The sequence below is a fragment of the Halodesulfovibrio marinisediminis DSM 17456 genome (assembly GCF_900129975.1).
GTDB classification, from domain to species: Bacteria; Desulfobacterota; Desulfovibrionia; order Desulfovibrionales; family Desulfovibrionaceae; genus Halodesulfovibrio; species Halodesulfovibrio marinisediminis.
On the sequence record NZ_FSRG01000004.1, the window covers coordinates 378,782 to 391,210 of the forward strand.

The window sequence follows — 12,429 nt, forward strand, 5'->3', positions numbered from 1 at the left end:
GTGCACTTTTTATTTAGCTATGCCCTAAACGCCATACCAGGCTTACCACCATCATCATTTCTTAGCGGATGCTCCTTATTTTCGCAGACCCAGAAGAATTTTCCTTTCTTTTTCTTTGACTCAAAACGACGCATCATCTTGTCGCAGCCTTCTTCAGGGCATGGGGCTTGAAGCAGTTTCGTCTTTGGTTGTTTTGTTCCTGGTTTTCCTTTTACGTCTGGCAGGAAGACTGGCTTGTCGTGCTCAAAGCAGGCCCAGAAGAATTTTCCTTTTTCTTTTTTGGAAGGAAGCTTTCTAAGAAGCTTGCCGCATTCTGGGCAGGGATGTCCTTCCAGACCAGTGCCGGCTGAGTTTGTAATTGGTGTAATGAGAATTGGCAGTAGGTGCGCTTGATCGGCCATGAATGTGTCGAACTGTTCTGTGCCGGCTGCGATCGCGCTTAGGCGAGATTCCCAGAGTGCCGTTGTAATCGGATCTTTCAATTCTTTCGGAGTCAGAGCGATGATGTTCTGGCCGAGTTCGGTTGAAACGAGATTTTTCTTTTCTGCCTTGATGTAACCACGTTGTTTCAGAGTCTCAATAATGCCAGCTCGTGTGGCTTCTGTTCCGATGCCTTCGTTTTCCTTCAATGTCTTTTTAGCTTCAGCATCATCAATGAAGCGGTGGATGCTGGCCATAGCTGCGATAAGTGTGCCCTCTGTGAATTTTGCAGGGGGCTTTGTTTGTTTTAGGTCCACTTTTGACTCCACGCAGGAGACAGCATCGTCTTTTTTCACTGTCGGCAGTGGTTGCTCTTCAGGTTGCTTGTCGAACTTCGTCCAGCCAGTCTCAAGCGTTGTTTGGCCGGTTGTTGACCAGAGATAGCCGGCAATTTCGGAGACTATTTTTTTTGCTTCGTAGGTTCGAGGAAGATGGAACTGAAGGGCGTAGGTCGTGCTGATCAACTCGAAGAGTTTTGCTTCTCCTGCAGGAAGATTCGCCGGTACTTGTCCGGTCGGAATGATGCCGTGATGTGCAGTGACCTTCTTTGTGTTCCAGGCTTTGGATTTTAGGTCTGGATTTGCTACTTCAAATACTGGAGTTGAAGAGAGCGCCTGAAGGATACGCTTAGCATCATCGAATTGCTCTTCAGGAAGGTAGCGGCAATCAGAGCGTGGGTACGTGGTCAGCTTTTTTTCATAGAGACGCTGCGCGATGTCTAAAACTTCTTTGGCCGACATGCCGAATTTTGCTGAAGCAGCCTTCTGCAGAGAGGATAAGCAATGCGGCAACGGTGGATGAACGGTCTTTTTCTGTGAAGTTGCTTCAACGATCGTTCCTGTCTGGTTTGTTGCTTCTTTTGCAATAGCCTCAGCCTTAGCGGTATCAACGAGACGTCCTTCTTCGTCTAATCCCGTCGTGTCTTCGGAAGGCTGAAGCTGAGCTTTGAAAGATCCTTTTTCGTGAGTCAATGTAGCTTGAACGACCGCGTACTTTTGCGGCTTAAAATTAGCGATCGTTTTGTCTCGAGAGACGATTAAATTCAAGGTTGGGGTCTGAACACGACCCAATGATAATACTCCCTGCATTCCTTTGGAACGACCGAGCAGCGTCATTGCACGGGTAGCATTGATTCCTGTCAGCCAATCAGCTCTGGAGCGAGCAAGGGCTGCTTGTGAGAGCGTAGTGTAGTCCTTGTTGTCCTTTAACGAATTAAGCGCCTTAGAGACGGACTTTTCATCAAGAGACGCAAGCCAGATTCTTTGCGTGTTTCCTGTGTATTTGAAGTGGTCGAGTACTTCATCAACGAGGAGTTGACCTTCGCGATCCGGATCGCCGGCGTTGACGACAACGTCAGCTTTCTTCAGAAGCTTTTTGATGACGTTGAGCTGCTTAGCAACACCTTTGCGCGGAAGAACCTTCCATTCGTCCGGTATGATCGGGAGTGTGTTTGCATCCCATTTCTTCCATTCAGGCTTGTAGTCATCTGGGTTTGCCAGCTCGAGCAAATGCCCGAAGCACCATGTCACGGTGTCGTCTCCGCAAGTCATGTAGCCTTCGTTTTTTTGAGGGCTGCCGAGTCCTTCGGCAATAGCTCGGCCAAGAGAGGGTTTTTCAGCTATGAATAATCGCATGATGTATCCTTTTTAGTTTGGTGGGATAGAGGGGAGAGGAGCGTCCCGCAGAGTTGCGGGACGCTGAAGTGTTATTGCGGGATGAGTTCCTGACTTTGTGTTTTGCTGAGTGCTTTGCGAATACCGGCATTCAACTCAACTTTTAGTGCGTTTAAACCGCGCTCTTGGTGAATGTCGTTGAAGTCGGTGAGTCCTTTTGCTTTCTCAGCTTCAGTCAGCTTTGGTTCAACCACAACACCATCCACAGATTTCGCTGCTGCGTGAGCTTTGTTGATACCAGGATTGTTTTTCTGAGTGTGATCATCGTCTGCAACAAACACGAATGGCGCGTCAGGAAAGGCTTTTTTCAGTTCTTTTGCCACTGGTTCGAGGTTCCCAGCGTCGAATGCTACTGCGACTGGCTTGTGCGTTGCTTCGTGGATGCTCGCAGCCGTGGCATAGCCTTCGGCAATAAGAAGTGGCTGTTTTGGGTTTGTGCCTGAATAGTGCGAGATAAGGTGGAACGCGCCTTGTTTCTTGGCTCCAGACTCGAAGAGTTTTCCTTCTGGGGTAATGGTTTGCATTGTTTGGATTCGACCGCTCGAGTCGCGACCTGGGATAAGCAAGTTGCCGTGCATGTCGATTTTAGTGCCGTGACTTTTTACCCCTTTCTTTTTGAGGTACGGCTGATCTTCTGGTGCCCAGCCTTTCGCGTTTCTCCATTTGGCATACGCACGTTTTGCGGCTTGTTCCTGTGCTTCTCTGCGCTCTAAGTCGCGAGCCTCCTGCCTCATAGCAGCGTTGGCTTTTATTTTGGCCATTGCTTCAGGAGAAAGCTTGTGTCCGTTTGCTTTCCAGTTTGTTCGTAGACCGGTTTTATGGTTTTCAATAAAGCCGGCAGGGCGACCGTCTAGATAACCGGTATACGCACCGTCTTTTTTGTTTTGCTTGCCGCCTTCAACGCGGACTCGCTGAAGTTCGCCGTTCATGATAGGCAGGCCCTCCACGATCAGACCGGCCTCACGCAATGCTTGAGCAAACTCCTGTTCAGGAGCCATCTGAGGCTTTTCTTCTTTTTGTTTTCCGTCAGGAAGCCATTGGCTGAGTGATGTCAGATCTGAGCCTTCCGGAGCGTACCAGCTTTTTTTTCTGCCATCCCATTTGGCTCCAAGCTTCTTGGCTGTGTTCTTTTGAGAATATGGGACAGCAAGGTAAGTCTTTTCTTTAGCCAGTTGGCTAAGAGTTTGCTCAGGCTCTTGCTCTTTGACCTTTTCTTTTGTGATGTTTTTTTCTTTCTGGTCTTCCATTTTGATACCCTTTTCAAAGCCGAGCATATGACCTTTGATGCGTTCTGCGGTCTGGCAGGCGCGCATAATCTCGTAAGGATCTTTCTCGAGAGCCTGAATCCAGCTGTCTACGTAGGCGAGGTGTCGGCCGCGATCATATTCAAGACCGACTTCCATGCTGACCATCCAGCTGGCGATTTCAGCATTCAATTCCTCTCTGGCATACTCCTGAGTGCCTTTTGGGCCGAAGGTTCGTTCACTGCCTTTCCAGCGTTTTTCATGACCAGTCCAGTGACCTAATTCATGAAGAGCCGTCGCATAGTATTTGTCCTGAGAATCAAATTTGTCTTTGGGAGGAAGTTTGATTTTGTCTAATGTGTAAGAGAAGAATGCGCGGTCGCGCTGGTCGTGGCTAATAGATGCGCCGGAGCCTTCGAGAATCGCTTCACTACGTTCGTGCGGATTCCAGCTAACATCCTGTCCTTTCCACTCCGGCATTCCTTCGACTTGTGTGGCGTGGAACACGCTTGCAAAGCGTAGAATAGGGCGTTCAAGCAGAAACGTTTCTTTCTGCTGTTTTCCTTCCTCATCCAGAATTGGCTTGCCGTCGTCATCGAGGACATTTTCTTCTTTTGTAAACTGCCAGAAGACGACAGGACGGGATTTAGATCCTTTTTTGATACGCAAACCTTCGGCGTTGGCTTGGTTGAACGTTACAAAGCGCGGGTCTTCCATGCCTTCACGCGCAAGTGAGACAAAGTTAACGCCGCTGTAAACGGTGCCAGAGATGGGATTGAACGGTGGATGGAATTCGCCAGCTTTCCACGGCTTTTGCCAAGGCGCGGTGCCTTTTTTCAAGTCGTCGATAATCTGCTCTGCAAACTCCTGATGGAATGGTTTTCTTTTGGCAGACATACACGATTACCTCATTTCTTTGAGGGTTTTCTCCAGCAGCTCACGATTAAGTGGCTTGTCTAGATCCTTGAAGCGCAGGGCTACCTCTTCAAACGCGCCCATGTGATCGGCTACGTCCGGATCAACAGGAACGCCTTCGTTGAACTCGGCCAGCTCTGCTGCGTCTGAGTCAGACAGCAATGCTGCTTCGCGTAAGTATTGTTCGGTGGTAACTGTCATGATTGACTCCATTTAGTTAAATGTGAAAATGGGAATTACTTTGCGGAGCTTTGATGTATCCACAAGACCAAAATATCTGCTGTCAAAACTATTTTTATGGTGCGTGGAAAGCAGGAGCGCTTTGCTTTCAGGGATGACAACGCTGTGCAATTTGCGAGGCAGCTCTCTTCCTTGGCTGTCGCGTTCTCGGCTTGTGAGAATGAAGAGCATGTCATTCACTTGAATAGAGCTCGAATGAACTGTGACCGAGTCGCCAGCCAGTCCTACAACCTCTTTTAAAAGTGGTTTTTGACCTGAAGAGCAGAGCGCGCTTGTGCCAAGATAGTTTCGCTCAGCTGAGATAGCTGTGTAGGCGTTCTCCAGAGAGAGGCAGAAGGCGACTAGGTCACCTCTTGCCAGCGGAGCGCTTGCCAGTTTGTAGAGTCCGGTTGGCTCAGAGTGGGTGAGGTTGATCCGATATCCCAAATGAAAGGCAGTAGTGAGAAGGAGTGTGACGCCACAAACAAAGAACAGAGTTACGCGCATGATTCCTCCTTATAGTTCGGTTCTTCACCGTCATAGGTTGGCTCTTCTTCAAAGACTGGTTCATGTTCCACGTTGTACTCTGGAACGTCCGGTTCAGAGGCTTTTGTTGTGGCTGGCTCTACCGTGTAGACAACTGGAGAACTGTCCTCTGCTGTTTTCTTTTTCACTGGAACAAGGCGGTCAGAGGCTAACGGTGCTTTGACTTTTGCTCGTTCAGAGAACACGGGATCGAGGAAGTAGAGGATTTGCTTACCGTAGATTGGCGGAAAGCCGGCAGGGAAAACGAGCATGTCGCCGGCTTCAATGATCTGCATGTTGGCGTCTTTTTTTGCGCCAGGAAGTCTCATGCATTCATCCGGAGTAAGCAAAGCGCGGCCAGTTTCACCAACACTCACGCTTGCTCGGCCAAGGTGGCCGGAGCGGCTTCCGGAGAGAGATGTCTTTTTTGTGACGACCGTTGTTTTACCGGTCATATCAGAAAGCACCTTTGCCGTTTCGACCTTGTTGGGCGCGTAGGCTATTCGCACGTGGCAGTTACTCATGATGCTTTCATCTTTGGAGTACGCTGCGTGGAGCTGCGTTAAGTCCTGCACGATGAAGTACGCTTTCAGACCGAATCCACCCATGAATGCTAGAGAGCGTTCAAAGATTTCCAGACGACCGAGAGAGGTGAACTCATCCATCATGAGAAGGAGCTGATGTTTGTAGCCGGCAACAGAACGTCCGTCCTCAAACTCCATGTCTTCAGTAAGACGACGCAGAATGATGTTGAGGATAAGACGGATTAACGGTCGAAGACGATCGATATCTGAAGGGCGGATTACCAAGTAGAGTGATACCGGAGCCTCATAGTTCATCAGATCATCAATTCGGAAGTCGCACTCCGCAGTGTTGGCGGCAACGATTGGATCTCGATAGAGGGCAAGGTTAGCAACAGCAGTCGAAACAACACCAGACAGCTCGTTATCAGCCTTGTTGAGCATTTCACGAGCTGAGGATGCAATGAAGCGTTGAACGCTTAATGCTTCTTCTTTGCTTGCTCCGAGTGCCTCCTGCAGGAAGGTTGCATGTTCAGCAACAAGCATTTCTTGAAAGAGAATTGCGTTATCTTTCTCTGGATCAGCGAGCATCAATCCAAGGTCGCTTAGGTTTGCAATGCGCTTTTTGTTCTGAAGAGTCACAATCAGACAATGTAAAATAGCTCCGCCAAGAAGGGCAAAGGCGGCTTTGTTCCAGTAGTCTTTTAACCCTTTGCCGTCTGGATCAACGATCATGCTGGCGATGTTCTGCGTGTCTGCGATCGCGTGGGCAGTGTGTAAGCGGATTTCTTGTAGCGGATTGAAACGCGCACCGCTGGCGGTTTCGTCTGTCGGCTCAAAGCGTAACACTCTGTGCCCTTGCTTTTGTCTCCATCCGGCAGTGAGTGCCCAGTTTTCCCCCTTAATATCGAGGGCAATGAGGCTTTCTTTCCAGCTCAGAAGTGTAGGCAAAACAAGCCCGACGCCTTTACCTGATCGGGTAGGGGCAAACACGAGGATGTGTTCTGCACCACTGTGCCGAAGATAACGAAGATTTTCTTTATCCTGCCAACCGCCGACGTACACGCCCTTGTCAGCGAAAAGTCCTGCCTTCTGGATGTCTTTTTCCTTTGCCCAACAAGCTGATCCGTGAAGATCTTTGTAGAGGTTTGGTGTTCGCATGAAGAACTGCCAAAGTCCGAAGATTGTAAATAACGGAACCACGAACACTAGTTGACCTGAGAGCGTAGCGTCATCAATGACGTTGGCGGCTTCTGGAAACTGCTGGCTCCAGCCGATGATAGCCCACGGTACATACCAGCCGTTGAAGATCATGCCGTTAAGCGCTGGATGGTAATTGTATGTTGCTGCCACCTGTTGCGTGGCTACACTGAAGGCGATTAGAGCTAGAAGAAACAGGATCGCAGGATAGAGAAGCCAGAGGAACTTGTGCTTGTTAATACTGCCAAGTCCGTATTTAGGTTTGTCCGACATACTTATCTCCACGGTTTGTAAGGGCTGCTGAAGACAATGTCTTTTTGAACAACCATATTGAAGCGGTAGCCAGGGCGGATGGTGAGGGTCGGCTGTACGTTGAGGTTCTGCTGCAACAGCCTTTGGCTGGATTTGCCCAGTTCGCTTGAAAGGGCAGAGCCTAGTTCGTCCTGAAGAGACGGTTTATTGTTTGAAGCTGTGTCGCTTTTGAACGTGTCAGATGCATAGGCACCAACTCCTGAGATAAGACTCATGAGCGCGGCAGTACCGAAGGTTTGAAAGTAGTGGTTGTCTGTGTGGTCGGAAAAACCGCTGTAGCCTGCCATGTCTGCACCCGTCATTGAGCCGAGCGTTATGGAAGATCCGTCTTGAAAGATGATGCGGTTCCACGCAACAAGGACGCGGGACTGACCAGCAACAACTCTGGAGTCATAGACGCCGATCATCCGGCTCCCTTGAGGAATGAGGAGATATTTCCCTGTAGCCGTGTCATAGACGTTCTGTGATACTTGCCCGATGAGTTGCCCTGGTAAGTCTGAGTTGATTCCTGAAATCATGATTCCAGGAATGACCGCTCCAGTTTTCAACTCAAAGGGATTGCCCTGAGTTCGTGCGTGTTTCAACGTCCATTCAGAGTTTCCGGAGGAGCGTTTTGAAAGAAACGCTTCTTTGTCTTTCTGATCAGCTGGATTGTAAGCGCCCTCTGGAAGATGAGGCATTGGCGGTGCGCTTGGGTACACCTCAGCTTGAGCAGAAAGAGGCTGTTGAACTGTTGCTGAACGTTGAGTTTGAGACGCTTGTTGCGGAATGTTTCCAGAACGGAGTGGAGAAACAAAGGCTTGTTGCTGTTGCTGCCATTTCAACTGACGCAGCTTAGCCATTTCCTTTCGTTGCTGCTCTAATAGCGGATTTCTTGTGGTGGTTTGTACGATATTGATCGGTTCGTACTCATCGAATTCCTTTACAGGTTGTGGTTCTTCTGGTGGATCATTGGGAACTGCCAGACCGGCGGATTGGTCTGGATTTTCTATAGGAAGTTTATTGTCCGGAGGAGCTGGAGCTTTTTGTTGTTCCTGAATGATGGTGGTCTTGGTAGTGGATCTGTCAACTTCCATTGCCAGAAAGATAAAGAGTCCGACTGCAGCGAAAATAAGGAAGTAAAACAGATTGCGATTGAGCTTAACAACTTTAACTTTTGGGCGCTCAAGACCGTTCGGATCTTTCTTTTCATCAGACATAAAGACCTCTATTTTGCGCGGATGATGTACATGACAGCTACGTTGCGGGGACGGTTTTCGTTTGCTGTTGGTACTTGGTCACTGGCTTTAAAATCAATTCGATATGTATGGTCACTATGAAATCCAGACTGACTTCCCCAGCCGTGGATTGATGTCACTCCGCCTGAACTAAAGGCTCCCTTGCCTTTCATAACAGTGAAGGCATTGGGATCACCGTCGAGCGAATTGAATTCGCCTGCATAAAAACTGCCAGTAATGTTTCGGATTGCGTCAACTTGTTTTGACCCAACGGCTCGGCTAGCACTGGCGCCACGAAGAAATTCATCTTGGTAATCGGGAACCGTTGTTGCTCCATTCAAAGCTACTTTTAGTTTGGGGTATGTCGCAGCTGAAAAAGATTGCCCGTTACATTCAAGGTAGTCTTTGGGTGGTGTTGAAGAAGGCCAAGGAATGATGCTACCGATTGGAACGCCGCCAATGGAATCAACCTGTACTGTTACTGCTGTGGGGTTAAAGCTCGTTGAATCGCCAGCATTGGCGAAGGAAACGGCAAAGATGATTGCCAGTGATGCCAGTAGATACGCTGAGGTGCGTAAGAAACGTTTTTTCATAAGGTGCTCCTGTTGAAAAAGACATTGAAGGGCAAGGGGAGAGTCTCCCCTTGCGGTGAGCAGGGGCAGCGCCTCGCCCGTCGGAGACTCGCCGAAGGCATAGAGATTAGTCGTTGGTGTCTTTGGCGCAGTAAGTCTGCACGTTCATTCGGGCATAGTTGGAAGTCGGGAATTGATAGCCTTCTTCCTCGTCGGTTTTGACTCGGAGTTTCACTTCCCATTCGTCGCCTAAATCCAGTGCCCACGATTGGAATGTGACCATTGGCTTTGCCAGCGCTCCTTCGGCAACGATTGTTGGGCTTACAAAGATGGCAGGTGTGGTGTTAGTTCCTTCAGGACACTTGGGCTTTTTGAATCGGTCGCCGTTTGCCGCAAGCGCTGTGGTGCGAACGAGGTCTGTGTTGCCGGTGTCAGCCACGGTCTGCGCTTTTTGCTCACGGCAAATATAGAGCCCGTAATCCTTGTGGAGAAATACGCGACCTTCATCCTCCGGAGCATCGCAAAAGCTGGCCGGCACTGTGTCGTGTTTGGCGAATTGGATTTCCCCTACGTTGCGGATCGCATTCGAAGTCATATCCAGCTCAGTGCGCATTTCGTTGAGTTCGGGCTTTCCCGGCACTGCGAAACGGTAGAGATAATCCTGCCTGATGTCGTACTGGTCATAGAAAACAAGTGAACCAAGATGGCCAGCCGGCGGGACAGGAATGTCTGTTGCTGACAGAGGTAATACCCATCCACTGAATGCTCCGCGAAGTTCTTGATTACTTTGTCCTGTTAGGAGTCCTGTGGGGATAAATCCTCCGTTTGCTCCAACAAGTGCTGCTGTTGCCGGCACTGTAGCACTGGCAAACTTGGGTTTAGCTGTGTCGTGTGTTCTGCCTCCGTATGTCAGAACAACGGCTTGCAGGGTTTCCGACTCAGGTTCGAGGACGAAAATCCGGTATGTCTGCCCCCATGCGTTTTTGTTTGAGAATGAAGGTGGCAGAAAGCCGGCAGAGCGGACGTCATTGAAGGGTACTTCTTTTGATGCAGTGGCTGTGGCTGCTGCAAGCAGTGTTGCCCTGTGCTCCTTGGTATATTTGGAAACTGCCTTTGTGACAGCGGACAAGTGATCTGCAATAGCGCGCTGCTTACTCTTTTCCAGCCCGTCCTCGATGTACCCCAAAAGGGTAGGTGTCAGGATTAAAAGCATCAGCAGTGCTGCCATGACATCCACGGTTGCAAAACCGGATTGCGCATTGGGTGTGGGCTTTTTATGTTTTTCCATAACAGCCACCTATCTTACGCTGATCACGGTTGTGAGGTTGCCTTCAGGAATGAATGATGGAAGGGCAACACATGTGCCGTGACTTGTTACAAGGTGGTTGTTCTGGTTTACGCCTACTGCAAAACTTCCTTTGAGAATGTTTTGTACGGCAACGATTTCTTGTGAGCTTGCTGTGCCGTATACATAGAGCGTGTTTCCCTCGACGCGGTTTTGCCAGATCCGCAAGGCCCGCCAATCAGATGGCAGGCCGAGCATGGCTGGTGTGAGTGTTCCGGTGGTTACTGGATTGTTTACTGCGTACGTAATTGCTGCATTGCGGTAGACGACGTAATTTGTCGCTATAGTCTGTGCAGATTCATCACTTTGACCGAGTTGCGGTTGCAGCGAATACAAAGCAATAGCACCGAGAAGCACTGCAAAAACAGCCAGAGCTTTCATAGGTTTTCTACTCCTTGATACAGGACAACGCTGCGTTGTGACTTGATCACATCATGAAGCGCTTTGAGATTTCCGTCCTTGATGAGGGCTCGGGCAGACTTTGCACGCTGGGAGTTTGTGTTGGGCAATAGAAGGAATTCCGGAACATCGAGTTTCCATCCTCCGTTATCTGTCGGGATTAGCTCTTGATGGATGACTCCAAGAAGGCATTCGGAAAGGTTGAGCGCAGCTGCCTCACCGGTCGTTTCCTTTGCCCATGTGAGGAGGCGATCAAGAGCAGCCACAACGCCGTTTCCGTGAATGGTGCTGAAAATGAGCTGGTGACTTGAGCTGAGACTTACCTGCAACAACTCACTTGCGGTCGTGCTTCCGAGTACCTCACCGATGTAGATGATGTCTGCTGTAGAGCGATGTGAGACCTGAAGAACAGCAGGAAGGTCCGCTTCACTGTCTAGGTCGCACTGCCAGCAAGTACCATGTTCGCCGTGCATTCCGCTTAACGGCATTTCAGCGGGCATTTCGATACTCAGGGCATGGCCGCCGAACTTAACGAGACGTTTTGAAATGCATGAGGCAGCCGATGTTGTTTTGCCGGAAGCTTGTGCGCCGGAGAAAAGGATTAGTCCCTTTTTCTGGTTGGCATCTGTAAGCCATTCAGCAATAGGCTCTGGAAGCCCGAGACTGTAGAAGTCTGGAATGGTGTCCATACCTTTCCTTAAAGAGAAAGCATGTCCGTTTCCGGAGGCAATTCCGTCAAACACAGCAACGCGGTATGAGCGGCCTTTGAAGTTGATCCGGAAGGAATGACGCTTGTGCTTTGCAAACTCGCTATTCACCTGAGCACGCAGCTCGTCGATCTCTTCCTGAAACTCACTTGGTGAAGGCAGCACTTGTCGCCCGAAGCCTCGTAACCCGCGCAAATAGGTTCCGCTTCCGTTGTTGAGCAGGATGTCTGAAAACTCAAGCTCATTGAGCGTCAGCGGCTTTTCGTTCGGGTCTACAAGCGCAGCTTCACCTCTGGAGATTGAGAACACACCTTCTTTTGCAGCGATGATATTGTAGTTGTACTTTTCAACAGGAACAGTGAATGAACGTAATTCAGGGGGCATAGAGCGCTTTTCATCGATAGCTGCGATGAGTTGTGCCACATCTTCGAGAAACTCTGTGTCATCGTGATCCATTGGGATCTGTTCTTGTTCGCCCAGGACAACAATTTGTTCTGAACCGAAAACAAGAATGCTGGAAAAGGTTAAGTCACTAAGACGCATATGTGCTCCTTAGTTAGAGGTGAAAGTAAGGGTGTTAGTGTTTGTGCACTGCGCTGCTGCTTCTGAAACAATGCTGTTCTGGTTGAGGGTGGAGCCGTTAACTTTGACCTCGACCCATGAGCCGCTCTGGTAAGTGGCAAGCTTGGTGCATGCTCCTTGAGGGACTTCTGCAAGTCCGATTACAAAGGTGTTCGGGTTAACGCCGGCTTCAACTGTCACAGCACCGTTCCAGACGTTGCGAATACCGTTACTTTTCTCCATTTTCTTTGGAATGATGCCGGAGGTTTTGGCGCTAGCAGTTGTCAGTCCCGCATAATCCGGAGATGAGGTGTAGAGCTGCTTAATCTCCATACGAAGAGTGGAGAGGGCCTGTTCTGTGTCTGCGAGGTTGTTGTTTTCGTACAGGTTACTGAAGAGAAGTCCGACGCCGGCAAGCATGATGAGAGAAAACAGGGTTGCTCCCAGCATGTCGGCCATTGCCCAGCCGCCTTGTTTTTTAAGATGTGGAGGAAGGTTTGGGGTGTTGTGAGTAGTCGTTTCTTGAGTATTCATAATGA

At 49.5% G+C, this 12,429-nt stretch carries 11 protein-coding genes; all 11 read right to left on the bottom strand.

The window, feature by feature from the left end:
- Nucleotides 1-17: 17 nt before the first annotated feature.
- Nucleotides 18-2,114 carry a DNA topoisomerase III gene (locus BUR09_RS06270; protein ID WP_074216093.1) on the bottom strand — a complete coding sequence of 699 codons (2,097 nt, stop codon included), beginning with the start codon at nt 2,112-2,114 and terminating at the stop codon, nt 18-20.
- Between the two features lie 71 nt (nt 2,115-2,185).
- Nucleotides 2,186-4,294 carry a zincin-like metallopeptidase domain-containing protein gene (locus BUR09_RS06275; RefSeq protein WP_074216094.1) on the bottom strand — a complete coding sequence of 703 codons (2,109 nt, stop codon included), beginning with the start codon at nt 4,292-4,294 and terminating at the stop codon, nt 2,186-2,188.
- Between the two features lie 6 nt (nt 4,295-4,300).
- Entirely contained in the window at nt 4,301-4,513 is a 213-nt protein-coding gene (locus tag BUR09_RS06280) for a hypothetical protein (protein ID WP_074216095.1), read from the bottom strand.
- A gap of 12 nt (nt 4,514-4,525) precedes the next feature.
- The gene (gene traF, locus BUR09_RS06285) at nt 4,526-5,038 is read right to left on the bottom strand and encodes a conjugative transfer signal peptidase TraF (RefSeq protein ID WP_074216096.1); all 513 of its coding nucleotides are present in this window, start codon (nt 5,036-5,038) and stop codon (nt 4,526-4,528) included.
- Entirely contained in the window at nt 5,029-7,050 is a 2,022-nt protein-coding gene (locus BUR09_RS06290; RefSeq protein ID WP_074216097.1) for a type IV secretory system conjugative DNA transfer family protein, read from the bottom strand. Before BUR09_RS06290 ends, traF begins: the two co-directional genes overlap by 10 nt.
- A gap of 2 nt (nt 7,051-7,052) precedes the next feature.
- Nucleotides 7,053-8,288 (bottom strand): TrbI/VirB10 family protein, encoded by a 1,236-nt coding sequence (locus tag BUR09_RS06295; protein ID WP_074216098.1) that lies wholly within the window; start codon nt 8,286-8,288, stop codon nt 7,053-7,055.
- An 8-nt stretch (nt 8,289-8,296) separates the two neighbouring features.
- Nucleotides 8,297-8,899, bottom strand: a complete 603-nt coding sequence (locus BUR09_RS06300) for a phage tail protein (RefSeq protein ID WP_084539355.1) — start codon at nt 8,897-8,899, stop codon at nt 8,297-8,299.
- 106 nt (nt 8,900-9,005) lie between these two features.
- Nucleotides 9,006-10,166, bottom strand: coding sequence for a shufflon system plasmid conjugative transfer pilus tip adhesin PilV (gene pilV / locus BUR09_RS06305; RefSeq protein ID WP_074216099.1), 1,161 nt, complete (start codon nt 10,164-10,166; stop codon nt 9,006-9,008).
- 9 nt (nt 10,167-10,175) lie between these two features.
- Nucleotides 10,176-10,604: a type IV pilus biogenesis protein PilM gene (gene pilM / locus BUR09_RS06310; RefSeq protein WP_074216100.1), complete on the bottom strand. Its 429-nt coding sequence runs from the start codon at nt 10,602-10,604 to the stop codon at nt 10,176-10,178.
- A complete protein-coding gene (locus BUR09_RS06315; protein WP_084539356.1) occupies nt 10,601-11,872 on the bottom strand; it encodes an ATPase, T2SS/T4P/T4SS family in 1,272 nt (423 codons plus the stop codon). Before BUR09_RS06315 ends, pilM begins: the two co-directional genes overlap by 4 nt.
- 9 nt (nt 11,873-11,881) lie before the next feature.
- Nucleotides 11,882-12,424 carry a type 4 pilus major pilin gene (locus tag BUR09_RS06320; RefSeq protein ID WP_084539357.1) on the bottom strand — a complete coding sequence of 181 codons (543 nt, stop codon included), beginning with the start codon at nt 12,422-12,424 and terminating at the stop codon, nt 11,882-11,884.
- Between the last annotated feature and the right edge of the window lie 5 nt (nt 12,425-12,429).

Bases quoted from the DNA above. Each gene is read 5' to 3' on its own strand.
- BUR09_RS06280 (WP_074216095.1), bottom strand. From the start codon at position 4,513: ATGACAGTTACCACCGAACAATACTTACGCGAAGCAGCATTGCTGTCT.
- BUR09_RS06315 (WP_084539356.1), bottom strand. From the start codon at position 11,872: ATGCGTCTTAGTGACTTAACCTTTTCCAGCATTCTTGTTTTCGGTTCA.
- pilM (WP_074216100.1), bottom strand. From the start codon at position 10,604: ATGAAAGCTCTGGCTGTTTTTGCAGTGCTTCTCGGTGCTATTGCTTTG.
- BUR09_RS06275 (WP_074216094.1), bottom strand. From the start codon at position 4,294: ATGTCTGCCAAAAGAAAACCATTCCATCAGGAGTTTGCAGAGCAGATT.
- pilV (WP_074216099.1), bottom strand. From the start codon at position 10,166: ATGGAAAAACATAAAAAGCCCACACCCAATGCGCAATCCGGTTTTGCA.
- traF (WP_074216096.1), bottom strand. From the start codon at position 5,038: ATGCGCGTAACTCTGTTCTTTGTTTGTGGCGTCACACTCCTTCTCACT.
- BUR09_RS06295 (WP_074216098.1), bottom strand. From the start codon at position 8,288: ATGTCTGATGAAAAGAAAGATCCGAACGGTCTTGAGCGCCCAAAAGTT.
- BUR09_RS06300 (WP_084539355.1), bottom strand. From the start codon at position 8,899: ATGAAAAAACGTTTCTTACGCACCTCAGCGTATCTACTGGCATCACTG.
- BUR09_RS06320 (WP_084539357.1), bottom strand. From the start codon at position 12,424: ATGAATACTCAAGAAACGACTACTCACAACACCCCAAACCTTCCTCCA.
- BUR09_RS06290 (WP_074216097.1), bottom strand. From the start codon at position 7,050: ATGTCGGACAAACCTAAATACGGACTTGGCAGTATTAACAAGCACAAG.
- BUR09_RS06270 (WP_074216093.1), bottom strand. From the start codon at position 2,114: ATGCGATTATTCATAGCTGAAAAACCCTCTCTTGGCCGAGCTATTGCC.